This is a genomic window from Streptomyces sp. NPDC007917, assembly GCF_042959105.1.
Taxonomy (GTDB): Bacteria; Actinomycetota; Actinomycetes; order Streptomycetales; family Streptomycetaceae; genus Streptomyces.
Window position 1 is genome coordinate 78229 of record NZ_JBIBKK010000036.1, and the last position, 15740, is coordinate 93968.

At 68.8% G+C, this 15740-nt stretch carries 20 protein-coding genes and 3 pseudogenes; 13 read left to right on the plus strand and 10 right to left on the minus strand.

Going from position 1 to position 15740, the window contains the following annotated elements; all coding sequences use genetic code 11:
• Positions 1 to 76 precede the first annotated feature (76 nt).
• The gene (locus ACFZDL_RS42285) at positions 77 to 298 is read left to right on the plus strand and encodes a hypothetical protein (protein ID WP_353595873.1); all 222 of its coding nucleotides are present in this window, start codon (positions 77 to 79) and stop codon (positions 296 to 298) included.
• Positions 299 to 353: 55 nt separating this feature from the next.
• Positions 354 to 494 (plus strand): annotated as a pseudogene (locus ACFZDL_RS42290) (Tn3 family transposase); the annotation flags it as partial.
• 448 nt (positions 495 to 942) lie between these two features.
• Here the strand turns inward: ACFZDL_RS42290 and ACFZDL_RS42295 are convergent.
• The 4 genes from ACFZDL_RS42295 to ACFZDL_RS42310 all read right to left on the minus strand — a co-directional run bounded on the left by ACFZDL_RS42295 (position 943) and on the right by ACFZDL_RS42310 (position 3803).
• On the minus strand, positions 943 to 1608 hold the full coding sequence (locus ACFZDL_RS42295; protein ID WP_353595872.1) for a response regulator transcription factor: 666 nt from the start codon (positions 1606 to 1608) through the stop codon (positions 943 to 945).
• Positions 1609 to 1636: 28 nt separating this feature from the next.
• Positions 1637 to 2125, minus strand: coding sequence for a hypothetical protein (locus ACFZDL_RS42300; RefSeq protein WP_353595871.1), 489 nt, complete (start codon positions 2123 to 2125; stop codon positions 1637 to 1639).
• A 119-nt stretch (positions 2126 to 2244) separates the two neighbouring features.
• A complete protein-coding gene (locus ACFZDL_RS42305) occupies positions 2245 to 2835 on the minus strand; it encodes a hypothetical protein (RefSeq protein ID WP_353595870.1) in 591 nt (196 codons plus the stop codon).
• 179 nt (positions 2836 to 3014) lie between these two features.
• Positions 3015 to 3803, minus strand: coding sequence for an OsmC family protein (locus tag ACFZDL_RS42310; RefSeq protein WP_353595869.1), 789 nt, complete (start codon positions 3801 to 3803; stop codon positions 3015 to 3017).
• 102 nt (positions 3804 to 3905) lie between these two features.
• Here ACFZDL_RS42310 and ACFZDL_RS42315 point away from each other — a divergent pair, with 102 nt between their 5' ends.
• The gene (locus tag ACFZDL_RS42315; protein ID WP_353595868.1) at positions 3906 to 4799 is read left to right on the plus strand and encodes a LysR family transcriptional regulator; all 894 of its coding nucleotides are present in this window, start codon (positions 3906 to 3908) and stop codon (positions 4797 to 4799) included.
• Positions 4800 to 4943: 144 nt separating this feature from the next.
• Positions 4944 to 5312 carry a hypothetical protein gene (locus tag ACFZDL_RS42320; RefSeq protein ID WP_353595931.1) on the plus strand — a complete coding sequence of 123 codons (369 nt, stop codon included), beginning with the start codon at positions 4944 to 4946 and terminating at the stop codon, positions 5310 to 5312.
• Here ACFZDL_RS42320 and ACFZDL_RS42325 read toward each other — a convergent pair.
• Positions 5230 to 5943, minus strand: a complete 714-nt coding sequence (locus tag ACFZDL_RS42325) for a transposase (RefSeq protein WP_391194011.1) — start codon at positions 5941 to 5943, stop codon at positions 5230 to 5232. The two genes, ACFZDL_RS42320 and ACFZDL_RS42325, sit on opposite strands and share 83 nt — an antisense overlap.
• Before the next feature lie 61 nt (positions 5944 to 6004).
• Positions 6005 to 6214, minus strand: a pseudogene (locus ACFZDL_RS42330) (hypothetical protein); the annotation flags it as partial.
• Between the two features lie 124 nt (positions 6215 to 6338).
• Between ACFZDL_RS42330 and ACFZDL_RS42335 the strand changes: the two are divergent.
• From ACFZDL_RS42335 to ACFZDL_RS42365, 7 genes and pseudogenes are all read left to right on the plus strand, one after another.
• Complete coding sequence (locus ACFZDL_RS42335) at positions 6339 to 7181, plus strand: MerR family transcriptional regulator (protein ID WP_353595866.1); 843 nt, start codon at positions 6339 to 6341, stop codon at positions 7179 to 7181.
• A 420-nt stretch (positions 7182 to 7601) separates the two neighbouring features.
• Positions 7602 to 7871 (plus strand): Tn3 family transposase, encoded by a 270-nt coding sequence (locus tag ACFZDL_RS42340; RefSeq protein WP_353595865.1) that lies wholly within the window; start codon positions 7602 to 7604, stop codon positions 7869 to 7871.
• A 265-nt stretch (positions 7872 to 8136) separates the two neighbouring features.
• Positions 8137 to 8514 (plus strand): carboxylesterase family protein, encoded by a 378-nt coding sequence (locus ACFZDL_RS42345; protein ID WP_353595864.1) that lies wholly within the window; start codon positions 8137 to 8139, stop codon positions 8512 to 8514.
• A 12-nt stretch (positions 8515 to 8526) separates the two neighbouring features.
• Entirely contained in the window at positions 8527 to 9036 is a 510-nt protein-coding gene (locus ACFZDL_RS42350; RefSeq protein ID WP_353595863.1) for a hypothetical protein, read from the plus strand.
• A gap of 112 nt (positions 9037 to 9148) precedes the next feature.
• Positions 9149 to 10170: pseudogene (locus ACFZDL_RS42355) on the plus strand (alcohol dehydrogenase catalytic domain-containing protein).
• Positions 10171 to 10724: 554 nt separating this feature from the next.
• Complete coding sequence (locus tag ACFZDL_RS42360) at positions 10725 to 12335, plus strand: flavin monoamine oxidase family protein (RefSeq protein WP_353595860.1); 1611 nt, start codon at positions 10725 to 10727, stop codon at positions 12333 to 12335.
• The gene (locus ACFZDL_RS42365; protein WP_353595859.1) at positions 12332 to 12973 is read left to right on the plus strand and encodes a Rid family hydrolase; all 642 of its coding nucleotides are present in this window, start codon (positions 12332 to 12334) and stop codon (positions 12971 to 12973) included. The genes ACFZDL_RS42360 and ACFZDL_RS42365 overlap by 4 nt, the downstream gene beginning before the upstream one ends.
• 107 nt (positions 12974 to 13080) lie before the next feature.
• On the opposite strand, the gene ACFZDL_RS42370 is transcribed toward ACFZDL_RS42365, so the two are convergent.
• From ACFZDL_RS42370 to ACFZDL_RS42385, 4 genes are read right to left on the minus strand one after another with little or no spacing between them, the layout of a single operon-like run.
• Positions 13081 to 13335, minus strand: coding sequence for a hypothetical protein (locus tag ACFZDL_RS42370; RefSeq protein WP_353595858.1), 255 nt, complete (start codon positions 13333 to 13335; stop codon positions 13081 to 13083).
• The gene (locus ACFZDL_RS42375) at positions 13311 to 13793 is read right to left on the minus strand and encodes a hypothetical protein (RefSeq protein WP_353595857.1); all 483 of its coding nucleotides are present in this window, start codon (positions 13791 to 13793) and stop codon (positions 13311 to 13313) included. Before ACFZDL_RS42375 ends, ACFZDL_RS42370 begins: the two co-directional genes overlap by 25 nt.
• Before the next feature lie 29 nt (positions 13794 to 13822).
• Entirely contained in the window at positions 13823 to 14212 is a 390-nt protein-coding gene (locus tag ACFZDL_RS42380; protein ID WP_353595856.1) for an integrase core domain-containing protein, read from the minus strand.
• 51 nt (positions 14213 to 14263) lie between these two features.
• The gene (locus tag ACFZDL_RS42385) at positions 14264 to 14407 is read right to left on the minus strand and encodes a Tn3 family transposase (protein WP_353595855.1); all 144 of its coding nucleotides are present in this window, start codon (positions 14405 to 14407) and stop codon (positions 14264 to 14266) included.
• 566 nt (positions 14408 to 14973) lie between these two features.
• Between ACFZDL_RS42385 and ACFZDL_RS42390 the strand changes: the two genes are divergently transcribed.
• The gene (locus ACFZDL_RS42390) at positions 14974 to 15351 is read left to right on the plus strand and encodes a nuclear transport factor 2 family protein (protein WP_274911083.1); all 378 of its coding nucleotides are present in this window, start codon (positions 14974 to 14976) and stop codon (positions 15349 to 15351) included.
• 141 nt (positions 15352 to 15492) lie between these two features.
• The gene (locus ACFZDL_RS42395) at positions 15493 to 15678 is read left to right on the plus strand and encodes a hypothetical protein (protein WP_353595854.1); all 186 of its coding nucleotides are present in this window, start codon (positions 15493 to 15495) and stop codon (positions 15676 to 15678) included.
• The last annotated feature ends 62 nt before the right edge of the window (positions 15679 to 15740 follow it).

Genomic DNA, 15740 nt, shown 5'->3' on the forward strand with positions numbered 1-15740 from the left:
CGGTCAGCCCTTTCCGCTCGAGGAGGAATGGCAGTGGGAGTACGACTACTACGACCACACCCGCCACTCGTCTCTGTTGCACCAGACCTACCAGCACGGCTCGGTGCTGCTGGGCAGCGACAGGCCCGGTGAGTACTGGACCCTGGTGGTGACCGGGCCGCAACGCGGTCGGGTGTGGTGGCTCAGGGACGGATGCGCCGCGCCCTATGCCGACACCCCGTCCGATCAGCCTGGGGGCGATTTCCTGCACTGGGTGAGGGACTGGCATGTCGGACAGGGCTGGTGGCGGACCGAGTAGCGCCACCACGCCCAGGTCGCGGTCTCGACCGCTCGAATGGTCGCTCGGCGCCTCGCTGACGCGGCCGATCCGCTGGGAGCTGATCGAGCAGCAGTACGACCAGATGGTCAAGTACACCACCGCGCTCCGCCTCGGCACGGCCGAGGCCGAGCAGGTGCTGCGGCGGTTCACCCGCGGCGGCCCCAAGCACCCCACCTCAGTGACGAGGACCGGCGCGGCCTGACCGCGCTGTTCTGGTCCCACGTCAACCCGTACGGCACCTTCCGCCTGTATATGAACAAGCGCCTCGACCTGGGGACGGCGTCCGCCGTGCCCCGCCCCCGGACCCCGGCGGACGCCGCCGACCGATCGAGCACGCAGATGCGATGAAGGGCTTCCAGGACCTCACCGACCCCTGGATGAACCAAGCCGCATGGCGGGTGCTCGACCTAGTGCGCGCCTACGCGGCCCGCGACCGGGCCGCAAGTGTCGAGAACCTCGCGCACCTGGAGGCGGACCGGCTTGAGTACACCGAGGGCGTGCTCATCACGATGTACAGCAACACAGGAGGTCATGGACTCCATGGAGATCCGCGACCGCATCCACACCATCCATGGCCGTCTACAGCATCGGGCGCTCAGGCGCCTGCCGAAGTGGTTGCTGGCTCAGCCTGAGCTGCCTGGGAGGACGAGGCCGTTTTCGTAGGCGAATACCACGGCTTGGGCGCGGTCACGCAGATGGAGCTTGGCGAACATGCTGCCGATATGGCTTTTCACCGTCGCCTCGGTCACGACCAGGTGCGCGGCGATCTCCGGGTTCGACAGGCCCCTGGCCACTAGGAGGAGGGTCTCCCGTTCCCGGGGGGTGAGAGCGGCCAGCAGCTTGGTGGGGGGCCGGAGCGGTTCGGTGCGGGTGGCGTAGTCCTCGATCAGCCTGCGGGTGATCGACGGCGACAGCAGGGCCTCACCAGCGTGCACGACGCGGATCGCCTCCAGCAGGCGGTCGCGGGAGGCGTCCTTGAGCAGGAAACCCGACGCGCCCGCCCGTAGCGCGCCGAAGACGTATGCGTCCAGGTCATAGGTCGTGAGGATCAGCACCCGGGGCGAGGTTCCGGAGGCGGTCAGCCGGGAGGTGGCCTCGACGCCGTCCATGCGCGGCATGCGGATGTCCATCAGGACCACGTCGGGGCGCAGCGCAGCGGCCTGCTTGAGTGCCTCGTGGCCGTCGCCGGCTTCGCCGACCACTTCGAGGTCGTTCTGGGTCTGGAGGAACAGCCGGAAGCCGGTGCGGATCAGTTCCTGGTCGTCGACGATCAGAAGGCGGATGGTCATGCTGCATCCCCCACGGGGAGCCGGGCGGTCACCAGGAATCCGTCGGCGGTACGGCGGGCGTCCAGGCTGCCGCCTGCCACCGCCGCACGCTCCCGCATCCCGAGGATGCCGTGCCCGCCGGCCGACGGGACCGTGTCGCGGCCGCCGCCGTCGTCTTCGACGTGACGTCCAGCTGCGTCCGGCCGTAGTGGAGCGTCACCGTGACCTGGGTGGGGTCGGTGTGTTTGAGCACGTTGGCCAGCGCCTCCTCGACGATCCGGTAGGCCGACAGCTCAAGGCCACCGGCCAGCGGCCGGACCTCGCCGGTGAACTCCAATCGCACCGGCATCCCGGCTGTCCGGTATCCGGAAACCAGCTCGGCGAGCTGGTCGAGCGACGGCGGCGGTCGCCACTGCGCGCTGTTGTCCGGCGTGCGCAGCAGGCCGAGGATCCGGCGGAGCTCGGCCAGTCCAGGTACAGCTCGCGTGGCTTGCCGCTCATCGGCCAGGCCGCCTCCACTCCCAGCCGCTCCAGCCACGGCCGCTTGTCGGTGACCACATGCGCCAGGCACAGCCCGACCGAGCTCGCCGGCGGCGCTTCCAGCGTCACCACCAGACCCACGACGCACCGGCTGACCACATCGATCGCCGCCGTCAATTACGGGCGGCCGATCGGCATCCGGTGCTGCTCGTCGACCACGGTCACGTCCACCGGCGTGTGGTCGATCTGGACCTGCTCCAGCAGATCGACCACCACAGGCGGCACACCCCCGGCCGGCCGCAACCGGCGGGCCGCCTCGCTGCCCTCCCGCGCGACCGTGGAAGAGATCGGCTCCAGCCGCGCGATCCGCCGCACCACCGACCCACGCGACGGAACCCGCGGTCCACCGAGGCGGCACTGGCGTGCGATCTCCCGGTGAACGGCCGCCACACTCCGGCGCTGCCGCGTCAGGTACCGCCTGCGCAGCACCTCCGCAACGATCGCCTCGACCTCATCCGGCAGCCGCCCACTCCCGCGGCCACCACTGGAACGGCCCGGCAGCAGGTCCGAGACCACCCCCACACCCGCGCGCCACCGCCCCACCAGCACATCCACCTGACGCCGGGATATCGCCAGCATCGCGGCGGCCTCATCCGCATCTGCCAGCCCCACCCTGGCCTTCTCGGCAAGAGGCCCGATCACCTCGGCTTGCCGTACCGCGGCATCCCACACGCCGGCCGGAGCGGTCAGCACCCCACGCTCGGCCACCGGTCCCTCCGCCACCCGGCCCCCTCCGCAAACGCGCACACGACTACGGACCAACCCGACCGTAGTGCAGGCGACTTCGTGACGCGGGAGAGTTCACAGTTCCCTGCACTGCGCGACGAAACCCATGCTCGGGGAGATGCCGGTCGGCTCCTGTGAGCTGGGTGCTGCCGGGATGCTGCTCAGTTGTCCTGGACACGGATTACAGGTATGTGGGTGATGGGGAAGCGCACCGAGCGCGCAATGAAGCACACAGCGGGCACGTCGCGGTGCAGCTCGCGGGCCTTCTCCACCATCGACGTATCGGCGACGGTCGCCTCGGGATGTAGGACGACCTCAGCGATTTGTCCTCCTCCGCCACTCTCATCCATAACCATGACTCCATGGGCATGGTCCACGTAGTCGGTGACGGTGACTCCACCGACCGCACAGAGGTGGAGGTACCACAGCATGTGGCACTGCGCGACGGAGGCCACGAGCAACTCCTCAGGGTTCCACCGCGCCCGGTCGCCGCGGAACGCGGGATCTGAGGAGGCTGCGATCCCGGCCTTGCCATGCGCCAGTACCTCGTGATCTCGGCTGTAGGACCGGTAGCTGGTCGTGCCTGACCCGAGATTGCCCGTCCACTCGACCGTGACGTCGTAGGTGTGCGATGTCGTCACGGGGCCAGCCGGCGAAACCTCGCTGGACACCAGCGCCGCGGGGATGCTCGCAGGCCTCCAGGTGGGTTCGAATCGGAGGATCTCAGCGGTGGCGACCCCGGTGGTGACGAACGGGTCGGAAGCGACGGCGGCCTCGATCGCTGACCGCTCGCCGTTCGCGATGATCAACCCGCCGGTGCGAGGCTCCAGGGGGCCCGCCAAGCGCGCCATCCCCTTGGCAAATACACCGTCAGGGTTGCTGTAGTGGGCATCCTTGAGCGCGTCGATCGTATCTAGCGGCACCTGGTACTTGAGCACAATCACGTACATGCCTCCAGCTAAGGGCAGGCAGTCCGCGCAGCACCAAGACCGGTTCGCAACCTGGCTATAGGCTGGCGCCTATGGGTGCTGATCAGGGTGGGTGAGCTAGACATGGACGGGCTGTCAGGCGTGGACTTGCGACAGCTGCGGTATTTCGCTGCAGTCGCCGAGGCCGGCACCGTCACCGCGGCAGCCCGACGCTTGCACATCGCTCAGCCCAGCCTCAGCCAGCAGATCCGGCTGCTGGAGCGACGCATCGGCACCTCGCTGTTCCGGCGCCTGCCGCAGGGGATGGAACTGACCGAGGGAGGACGGCTCCTGCTGGATGGCGTCAACCGGGCGCTCGGTGCATTGAGTTCGTCGATCGATGCGGCGCGCGCCGTTACGCCGACGGCGACTGTCGGAGTATGCCGGGGTGTGGCGCAATCAGCGCTGGTACAAGCGGAGCAGGCCATGACACGTGGCTGGCGGCTGCGGCTCGCCTACCAGCAGGTCGACTCCCAGCTCCAAGGCGATCTGCTGCGCGCGGGCACACTGGCTTTCGGTATCCTGCGCATGCCCGTGGACGCCTCGGGCCTGGAGTTGCGCACGATCAACGACGAGCCGCTCGGCGTTGTGCTGCACGGCTCGCATCCGCTCGCCGGACGACCGGAACTGGCCTGGCCTGAGCTGTGGGGGCAGCGGTTGCTGTGGTTTCCGTCGGAGCGCGCCCCCGGCTACGCCGACGCCGTCCTCACCCGCCTGCGCGACCACGGTTGGACGCCTGACACAGTTCCCGAGAGTCACAGCAGCCATACGCTTTTCCGCCACCGGCTCATCGGCCAAGACGATCTGGTTGCGCTTCGGACGCGGAGCAGCTCGGTCGGTGATCCAGACCTCGTCTGGCGACCGGTCGGACCGGAGCCCCCGCATGAGCGGCTGGTGCTGGCCGCAGCTGCCCGGACTTCCTGGAGCCGCCAACTGACAGCGGACAGCAAGGACGACTCCGCTCGCACTGTGGCCTGATCGTTTGCCGATGACCCCTGGCTGGCGTTGCCTCCGAGGAGTCCGTGCACAGGGCGGTCGACGACCTGGCATGGCCGCATCACGGACCTGATCCCTTCCACCACACCTGTTGGACAAGGCGATCGGTACACGGACCATCTTGACGTGCGGAAACAGAACTCTTCGTCGAGTGAACAGCCAACCCAGCCCCAGAGAAAATGGTCGCGGCTGGACGCCCTGCCGGACGGGATGGTGGCGTACTGCCGTGCCGGCCTGGACGCCTACCGAGCCGGTGCCCGGCTCGCCGTGCACTTCCAGCTGCCCGGCGACGCCATCGCCTGCGACCCCGATGCCGACCGCCTGCGTCTGGTCGCGGATGCGACCGGTCCGACATGCGGCAGTCGGCCCGACGCCATGGTCGCGACCTTCGCGCAGCGGGCAGTGGCCACGATCACCGAGTGGACCGATACCTCGTGGTCACGCGAGAACAGCCGGGTGTGGCGTATCCGTGGCGCTGGCGGCGGTACCTGGTGAAGGTCAAGTCCGTCGGCCCGGCCGTCGATTTTCTGGCATGCTGCGGTCCCAACACCGTTTCCGGATTCGGTAAGCCATCAGACCCAAGAACCTCCCTCCAAATTCTTCCCGACTGAATCGGGGATACGGCAAACTGAATCGGGGATACGACAAGGCGCCTCATGGCGCACTGCCACCGGTCTGCGACCTGCGAGATTCCGGGCTGGCCCCGTTCAGCGCCCTCGGCGAAGGCGCCGCCGCGGTCCCGGCAGAGCGTGCCGATATGCGGGTGCTGGCGGAGCCAGTCGGCGAAGGTGTCGGCCGTGTGATCGGGCAGGACATCGACAGGACGCCGACTGTCCATGTCGATGAGGATGGCGCCCAAGCGCCGGCCTCGGCGGAAGGCGAACTCGTCGACACCGAGCACACTCAGCTCGGGCACCTCCGGCAGGTCCATGGAACGGATCAGCCGAAGCAGGGTCGGACCGCTCACCGGGGCGGCCAGCCTCTCGGCGAGGCGTTCCACCGGCCTGCCCGCCGAGCGCCAACGCAACCTGCTGCAGCAGGCGCTGGAGCGACACGGTCCGTCGGCCGTACCGGAAAGTGAGGTGCTCGACCTGCTCAGCGAACGTCTTCTTCCCGCAGCCGGCATAGTCGCAGAAGAAGCGCCGGACCTCAAGATAGATCGCGGTCTCCTGCCCGGCGACCGCAGTGTCGGCGAGCCTGCGGCCGTAGCGGCTGTGCACTCGCGCTGACACCGTGCCGCAACCCGGACAGCGGGCCGTCGGTGCGCTGCATATGGCGGAGATCCGTACGGACCTGCCGATCCGGACGACGCCGTTAATCACGACCTGCGTCGGCACACAACGGCTGGCGGATGAGGGTGCAGAGGTCTGCCAGCGGGATGCGGGATGCCTCGTCACAGTGATCGGTTCCGGCGGTGGTCAGGGCCTCGTGGTCGGTGGAACCCGGGTGGTGTGTTGTTGCACCTGCCGTAGCGGCATGTGGTGTCGTTGAGGCACCACAGCACGAAAGGCTCCGTCTGCGATGTACCCCTCCGTCACACCGCCCCGCCAGGTCAAGATCGGCGCTGCTGCCGCCTTCGCCGGGACCACCCCACGCGCTATCCGCCACTACCACCAGATCGGTCTGCTGCCGGAACCCGAGCGCGGTGGAGACGGCCGCCGCCGCTACGGCTACGACGACATGATCCGCCTGTTGTGGATCCGCAGAATGGCGGAGGTCGGCATCAGTCTGCACGACATGCGAGCTGCCTTCGACGAATCCGGGGACATCGAGGAGACCCTGGGCCGGCTGGAGGAATCCCTGGCTGCCCAGGAGGCCGACATCAAACGTCAGCGCGCGGCCGTCGGGCGCCTGCGGGCCGTGGGCAGCCCGCAGGGCCTGCTCTCCGAGCTGGTGACGGATCGGCTCAGCCACCTGCCCCCTGGCGCATTGCGCGCCTCCGACATGGAGGCCCTGCTGGTCACGGAACGGATCTTCGGTCCGCTCGGCTCCGCAATACAGGCCAGCGTGTACATCGTGCTGGCCACCCATCCCGACCTACGGGCCGAGGAGGACCGTCTCGACGAGGCCGAGGCCGCCCTCGACGACGGCGTCGACCCCGATGACCCGCGCGTCGAGGAAATCGCCGTACAGCGATACACCCACCACATGACCCTCGTACAGGCCATCACGGCAGCCGGGCTGGACACGGCCGATGACGAGCTCTTCGAGACCTACGACGCCGACCTGGCAGAGGAGGAGGACACGCAGATGGGCGCCTCGGAGGCGATCACCAAGATGCCCTACGACTTCTCTCCTGCCCGGATGCGCTGCATGGAGCGCGTGGCACAACTCGTCGGCCAAGACGCCTGCGCAGACAGCTGATCGCCTGTGCCCGCCCGGTACCGACCTGGCCGGCATCCCATCGCGTCCACCTGTACGTGACCGGCCACATCAGGAACCGGTCAATTCGAAACCGAGAGTGACAGTTCAACGGGCCGTACATGGGGATCCCGGACTGGCCGCTGACAGTTCTACTCCCCGCACCGGCGGGGATGGTCCATAGCGGAGCGTGTCCAGCGCCTCGGCGCGGCCTGCTCCCCGCACCCGTCGGGATGGCCCTGCGACCGACACGACACCTGTAACCGGGAGACCTGCTCCCACGCGTGGGGATGGCCCGCGGCCGGTGAGCACGGTCGCGTGTGCGTACCGTTGTCTCGACGCCCGCAGAGAAGATCTCGAATTACGGCTGATACCAGAGGAGAGATGTAAAGGCCCCTGTGGTAGGAGGGCCGACATTTGTAGTTGGGCCTGGGACGGATTCGCTTTCGTGGTCAAGGGGCGGAAGAGGGCTGGACGATCGAGCCAGAGGACCTGGCTCACATCTCGCCGTACCTGACTGAGCACATCAACCGCTTCGGCCAGTACAGCACCCACGAGCTCGGCGTTCAGTCCGAGGCGTACGACCCGAAGCTGGACGTCGACTTCACCCAGCTCCGCCGAGAGGACCCGCTGCCGCCGACCTCGGCCAAGCCGCCTGAGCCGGCCTCCGTACCTTCGCCGCTCCGCTGCTGATCAGCCTCGGCGGCGGCAACAGCTGCACACCCCCTTCACCCGTGGCACCGTGCTGTGCCTGCTCGGAGGGGTCTCCCAGGCCAAGGCCCACCGGCCTGCTGACGGCAGGACCGCAGCCTGACCCCGGTGGTCCGAGCTACGAGAAGAGCAAGCGCAGAGAAGTGTCACCTGGTGACCACCGGGTGACCGCTGCTCGCCGGGCGATTCACCGGACCCCGGAGAACGATGGAAGACACCTGAACCGCACGCACCGGAAGGACATGCCATGACCGCCACCGCACCTAAGGCCCCGACTGCACCAGGGGTGTGCTCCTGGTGGGGGATTCCGTACGCCACCGCCGAGCGGTACCGCCGCCCGGTGCTCGTGGACTTCGATCCGGAGCGCCCCTACGACCGCAAGGGTGTCGTCCCGGTCCAGCCGGACAGAGGCGACTGGCTGGAGGCGGACAGCGGGATGGGCGAGGACTGCCTGAACCTGAACGTGTGGGCTCCCGAGGAGCCTGCCGGGGAGGCGCTCCCGGTGGCCGTGTACATCCATGGGGGCGGATTCGAGTACGGCGCCAACACGCAGATCACCTCGAACGCCTCTGGTCTCGCCGCGACGGGGCGCGTGGTGGGCGTGTCGATCAAGCGCGGGCAGTGAAGAGATGGGCTGGTGGCTGGCGAACGACCTCGACCGGTTCAACCGCACACCGTCGAGGCCGTCACCGACGAAGTCGCCGGGTGGCGCCTTCCCCGTTCCCGCGCCCAGAAGATCGTCGGCGCCTACGACCGGGACGGCCGCACTCCGGCCGAGGTCCGCGCCGCGTACCTGAACGACTACACCTTCGCCCTGCCCGCCGCCCGCGGCGCCCTGGCCCACGCCGCTGCCGGCGGAAACGCCCACCTCCTCCCGATCGGGCCCGCCGAGAGCGCACCCGCCGTGCACGGCACCGAAATGTACGCCCTGGTCGGTCAGGAGCAGCCGGGCCGCAGCGCCGAGCAGGCCGAGCGTGACACGCGTATCCGCGACATCGTGCTCGACTTCGCCACCGGCGAGCGGACCCGCCTGTGGCCCGCCGTCATCGACCGGCCCACCTCGGGAAGCGTCGGCAACCTTCCCCTTGAGGCCACCGCGCACTACCAGGCTGTCCTCAACCGGTTCGAAGGCATCGACCGCCCCTGACAGTCAACGGTCAACGGACAGGACCGGCGTGATCAGCCGGGTGCCTGCGCCAGGAGCCCCGCCCGGCCCGACCTTCGCACCCGGGGGGAACGAATACGACAAGGAGCTTGGCATGAGCCGACCCACAGACGCCGACGGTGCCGCACCGGCGACGATGCGGGCCGTCGCCGTCACCCGGCCCGGTGGCCTGGACGCCCTGGAGATCAAGGACGTGCCGGTGCCCGTCCGCAAGCCCGGCTGGGTGCGGATCAAGGTGAAGGCGTTCGGCGTCAACGAGTCCGAGGTGACCACCCGCAAGGGAGAGTCGGACCCGGAGGTCACCTACCCGCGCATCCCCGGCATCGAGGGCGTCGGCGCGATCGACGAGGCCGACGAGGACAGCGGGCTGCACGCGGGACAGCGGGTCGCGACCATGATGGGCGGCATGGGCCGCTCCTACGACGGTGCCTACGCCCAGTACGTGACCGTCCCCGCCGGGCAGGTCATCCCTTCGAGACCAGCCTGCCGTGGGATGTGGTCGGTGCCCTGCCGGAGATGTTCCAGCCCGCGTACGGCTCACTGACCCGTGGCCTGGACCTGAAGGCCGGGCAGGCGCTGCTGATCCGCGGCGGCACCTCCACGGTGGGTCTGAGTGCGGCGACGATGGCCAAGGAGATCGGCGCCACCGTCCTTTCCACCACGTGGCACGCCGACCGCGCCGACGAGCTGCGGGCGATGGGCGTCGACCACCCGGTCGTGGCCGACGGGCGCCTCGCCGAGAAGGTCCGCGACCTCGTGCCGCAGGGCGTCGACGCGGCGCTGGAGCTGGTGGGTTGCACGGTCCTGCCGGATACCTTCGGATGCGTGCGGGTGCACGGCACCGTCTGCGTCACCGGCGCCCTGGCGGGTGGGTGGTCCATCCTCGACTTCACCCCGTTCATGATCCCCAGCGGGGTGCGGCTGACCAGTTACGCGGGCGGGGCCGCCGATCTCCCGGCCGACGTTTTCACCCGGCAGCTCCAGGCCGTCGCCGAAGGGCGCCCCAGGGCCCCGACCGCGAGCGTCCACCACGGCCTGGAACGGGTCCGTGACGCCCAGGCCGGCCTCGAGTCCGGCACCACGCCGGGCAAGCATGTCGTCGTCCTGGGCGGTTGAGAAGCGAGCCCATGGGCCGCCGCCACGTGCCACTCACGGATCGGTCGTGGCGTCGCGGGCCGCGAACGCGGCCGGTGTGAGACCGGTGCGGTCGCGGAAGAAGCGGCCGCCTCGTGAGCTGCCTGCGCAGCACCGCGTTCTCGTGTCGCAGCACAAGCAGTTCCGCGTCCTTGGCCGCGTCCCGACGCAACAGCAACGCTGGGAACGCGAGCAGCTTCCGAGCCACCTGGTACACCACAGAGACGAACACCCGGACAGGGTTCCAGCAGACCGTGATGGAACGCCAGCCCCGCTCCGAGCAGCAGCGATGAGTTTCCGAACGGCACAGGAGCTGCCCCCGGCCCAAGACGGGACCGCGCCCGCTCCTTCCTCCTGGTTCGCAGCGCACGGCTCGAAACCGGTTACGTCAGCGGTATGGCGTTGTAACAGTCTCGGCGGAGGCTCATGGCGCACCTCCGGTCTCCTCAGTAACTCACACCCCCCACGTGACCGGGTTGATCGAACGACCGCTCCCCGGCCGGCGCGCGCCCCGGGGTGCGGATGAGGAGGAATTGATGGCTGCAGAGCAGTCCCCAGGATCCCGCCGTGCCTTCCTGAGATCCGTCGGCGTCGCGGGTGGCGCCGGAGTGCTGTACTCGGCGATGGGCGCACTCGGGCTCGCCCCGGTGCCAGACGTGCGGGCGGAGGGGTACCGGGCGCCCCAGCGAAGCGACTTCGCGCTCACCGGGCGCGGCGGCAAGAAGGTGCTCGTGCTCGGCGGCGGCATAGCCGGCCTGGCGACGGCGTACGAGCTGGGCAAAGCCGGTTACGACTGCCGGATCCTGGAGGCGAAGGACCGCCCCGGGGGCCGCAACTGGACGGTTCGCGGCGGCACGATGCTGACCGATCTCGACGGGCGTACGCAGACGGCGTCGTTCACCGAGGGTCAGTACATGAACGCGGGCCCGGCCCGGCTGCCGCAGTCCCACGTCACTCTCGAGTACTGCCGCGAACTCGGCGTCGAACTGCAGGTGTTCACCAACCAGAACGCCAACGCGTACATCTACCACGAGAGCAGTGCCGCCCTCGCGGGCAAGCCCATGCGCTGGCGCACGGCGAAGGCCGACGTCTACGGCTACATCTCCGAGTTGCTCGCCAAGGCCACCGACCGGGGCGCCCTGGACGCCCAGCTCACCGCGGAGGACAAGGAACGACTGATCGCGTTCCTGCAGAGCTTCGGCGCTATCAAGGGCAAAGCCGACGGCTACGCCTACACCGGCACCGACCGGCGAGGCTACTCCGTCGAGCCGGGCGCGGCCTTCGAGGAGGGCACGGTCCTTAGCCCGGTGCCGACGCTGTCGGACGTCCTCGCCAGCGGCGTGGGGCAGCGCTTCGCCTTCGAACTCGGCTACGACCAGGCCATGCTGATGTTCCAGCCGGTGGGCGGCATGGACGCGATCCCGTACGCCCTGGCCAAGGCGATCGGCCAGAACCGCATCACCTATGGCGCCGAGGTGCTGGAGGTCAAGGACCTGCAGGACGGGGCCGAGGTCACGTACAAGGACGTCGGCGGCCGTACCCGCACCCAGCGCGCCGACTTCGTTGTTGCGGCCATGCCGCCGATGGTCATGGCCCGCCTCAAGCACAACCTGGGGACCGACATCACCGCGGCGCTGAAGTACGCCGTCCCGACCCCCGTCGGCAAGATCGGGCTCGAGTACCGCAGCCGATGGTGGGAGACGGACGAGCACATCTACGGTGGCATCACGCCGACCGACACCGACCTGGCCACGATCTGGTACCCCTCCTACGGCCACCAGGGCCGCCGCGGCACACTCATCGGTTACTACAACTTCGGTGCCAACGCCGTCGCGTACAGCGATCTGCCGCACGCCCAGCGCCTTGCGCGGGCGGTGAGCCGGGGCGTGAAGATCCACGGCGACAAGTACCGGACCGAACTCGATCACTCCTTCAGTGTGGCCTGGCACCGCACGCCTCATATCGAGGCCGGCTGGGTGGGCTGGCCCTCGCAGACCGGTCCTGAGTACAAGCTGCTCAACCAGCCCGCCGGGCACGTCTACTTCGCTGGCGACTGGCTCAGCCATGTCATCGCCTGGCAGCACGGCGCGTTCACCTCGGCCCGCAAGGTCGTGACCGACATCCACGAAAGGGTGATGGCTGCATGAAGCGACGCACGAAAGTTGCGATCGGTACGGCTCTGACTGCCTCGCTCCTCACTGGCGGCACCGCGCTCGCCGAGGGCAGAGGCTGGTGGCCCGGCCCCAAAGAGGTCCGTGTCATGCTGCCCGAGGGCCAGTCCAACCCGGCCATCGCCACCGGAGTGGCGACCGGCGGGGAGGTAGCGATCTACCAGAGCAGCGGCCTTGGCCCGACCGCGCTCAACCCGTCCGCGCCGGCCGGCTCACCCGAGCTCTACACCGACCCGGCCCTCACTCAGGGTGCCACGGGAGTCACGGTCACCGAGGCCCAGGCACTGGTCGTCCTGCGCAACATCAAGGCCAACCTCGAAGCGGTGGGCCTGACCCTGGGCGACGTCATCACCATGAAGTGCTACCTGATGAAACCGCCCGGCGTCGAGACCGCCGACTACGCAGGGTGGAACCGCGCGTACCGACAGTACTTCGCCAATATCGACCTCACCTCGAAGGAGGTCGTCCCGGTCCCGATGGGCACCTCCGCCCCGAAGGCGCCGTTGGTCGCCAACAAGGCCCGGCCCGCGCGTGCCACGATGGAGGTGGCGTCGCTGGCCGTCAAGGGTTGGATGGTGGAGGTCGAGGTCACCGCTGCGTACAAGGCGCGCTGAACGGGCACAGACCCGCGGGGCAACTGCAGCGAGGAGCCGGGCCCGTAACTGGGCCCGGCCCCGAAACGCGTCCGGTCGCATCGCTCGTGTTTTGCGGTTCTGGGTGGTCATGTTCCGGCGGCGGCCCGAGCGGTGAGGACGGCCTGGATTTCTTGGGGTGTTGCCTGGTGAGGGCGTGGGCCGCGAAAACGGTGGGCGATGATGACGCGGCGGAGTTTGGCGGTCATGTCCTCGAAGGAGGGCTGGGTCTTTGTGGTGTACCAGCGGGCCCGGGAACGGTGTTCGGCGGCATGGGTGGGCTGATGGCCGGTGAGTGTGTACCAGAGGATCACCACGGTCAGGGTGAACAGACCGAAGGGCACGTACGTTCGGCTGCGGGCCGGGTGCGGTTGCGGGCCTCGCCGACACCAAGAGTCTGGCGGGCGTCGAAGAAGGCCGTCTCGATCGCCCACCGGGACGCGTAGCGGTCTACGATCTCCTCGGTCGGGCTGGTGAGGTCGGTGGTGACCAGGGCGGCGCCGTAGCCGCGGTCCAGCCCGGTGCCGGGCCCGCAGCGCTCGTCCCAGACCAGGACGACCCGGATCGGCCGGGTGTGGAGGGAGCCGTACCACAGGCAGATACGTTCGGCGAGGAAGACCGGGGACGTGCGTCCGTAGCGGTGGACCTTGATGCGCCGCCACTCCACCAGCCGGGCGAGTTCCGCTGGAGTGCCCAGCCGGGCCCCTTTGGTGCGCGGGCGTCCCTTCTTGCCGGTCCGCGGTGGTGGCAGTTCGTGCAGCACGGAGGTGACCTTCAGCCGGCTGGTCCTGCGGGGTTCCACAACACGGTCACCTGTGATGACCTGCGTTGCTACGCCGCTCGCTCGTATTCGTTGATGAGGCCGCCGAGACGCTGTCGGCGCTTGATCCGCTCGTGGGAAGGGTCGGCGATGGGGTGGTCGGGCCGTGGCGGGTGGAGTTGTTGTCCGCGGTGGGGTCTTCGTCCGTTGTAGTGCTGGATGTACTCGTTCAGCACGGCGCGCAGGTGGCGTCGGCCGAAGATGAGGATCCGGTCGGTGACCTCTGAACGGACGGTGCGTACGAATCTCTCCGCGTACGCATTCGCTTGGGGGCGCCGCGGAGGGATCTTTACGACTTTGATGCCCTCGCTGGCGAGGACCATGTCGAACGACCTGCTGAACTGGCTGGCGCGGTCGCGTATGAGGACATCGAACTCGGATGCGCGGTGGTCGAGGTCCAATCAGGAGACCACGGGCCTGTTGCGTGGTCCAGGGGGCGTCCGGATGGCCGGTCACTCCGAGGACGTGCACGTACCGGGTGCCGAGTTGTGCTGGGACTCCTGCCGGTTGAGCTGGGTGTTGATGCGTCGCCGCAGCAGCTCGTCGGTGAAGTACGAGGAGAGGTAGGCGCTGCGGTCCAGGCGGCCGATCTCCATGATGGCCTTGCCGGTGGGGGTGGGCTTGCCGCCGGGGGCCAGGACGCGCGGCCACGGCCGCCCTGCTGCTCGATCCGCACCGCCGGATTGGCGGCCAGCCCGTTCGCGAACTCGCGGTGGGCGGCGTCCAGGCGGTCGGTCCAAGCCGCGAGGATCTTGTCCGGCTTGGGGTCGAGGTCGAGTTCTTCGCAGACGCGGGAGCGGGCCGTCTCCCACGCGGTGTCGCCCAGCAGCCGGGCGTTGGGGTCGCCCCATTTCGCAGGCCCGGCACGTACACCTCGTGCCGGTGCAGGGCGGTGCGCAGGGCTTCGGTGGAGGCGACGATCAGGGCGCGCTTCTCGACGCTGCCCATGGGCATCGGCGGGGGCGGGAAGACCAGGCGGCGCCAGGCGGAGGTGAGGAACTTCGCCGGTACCTCCCAGCCCTGGATGGGGGGCGCTCGGAGCAGACGCCCCAGTGTTGATGCCCGATGTCCGGGTGGCTAGTGCTGTGACCGGGATGGTCCACGGTGATCGGAAGGCGGCTCGCGGGACGAGCGCACGCGCAACGGCTGGTATTACTGGGGCATGCAGGAAGAGACGGCACGCTCCGCGATCGACACGTTCATCTCCGCGTTTAACGCCTCGGACGACAGCTATGTGACTGCCCTCCTCTCCCAGGCCCTGACCTCAGACGTGGTCTTCTGGGGGCCGTTGGGTCGCAGCGAAGGAATCGCGGCGGTCGAGCGGTTCGTGCTGGACATCCGGCGCCACCCGGCGGGGACCGGCACGATGGTGCGCTGCTCAGCGGTGGACATGCCTGACGAGTGGGCCCGGTACCGGTGGGTCTTCACCACGCCGGATGGAGGCCCCCGCCTGGCGGGAACGGACGTCGTCCATCTGCGGCGGAGCCTCATCGACCAGGTCATCGTTTTTGCGGGGGAGATCGAGCCGTCCGCCTCCTGAGTCGTCCTTCTGTCGCTGTCCTTCTCGTGAACTTGTCCCTTTCGGCACTCCGGGGCTGCGGTTCGCGGTCGGTCAGGCTGCGGCGTTGAGGGGGCGTCCGCCCCAGCGGATGCTGTCCCGCTCGGAAACACGATCCTGGGCGTGGCCTGCGAGCTTCTCCGTCAGAGCCCGCACAGCATCTGGGACGATCCTTCGATGCTGCTGTCCATCGTCACCGCGCTGGCCAGGAACCTGGTCATGCTGCCCACCGCCGTGCTGCGCAGACGCGTGGCCAAGGACGCGGAGGGTTGGCGCTCTGAGGTTCCCCCGAGATGCGGGGAGAGGTGACAGCGGGTCAGATGGGTCTCAGGAGAGGAGACCAGACGATGCCTGCCCCGAGGAAGTACCCG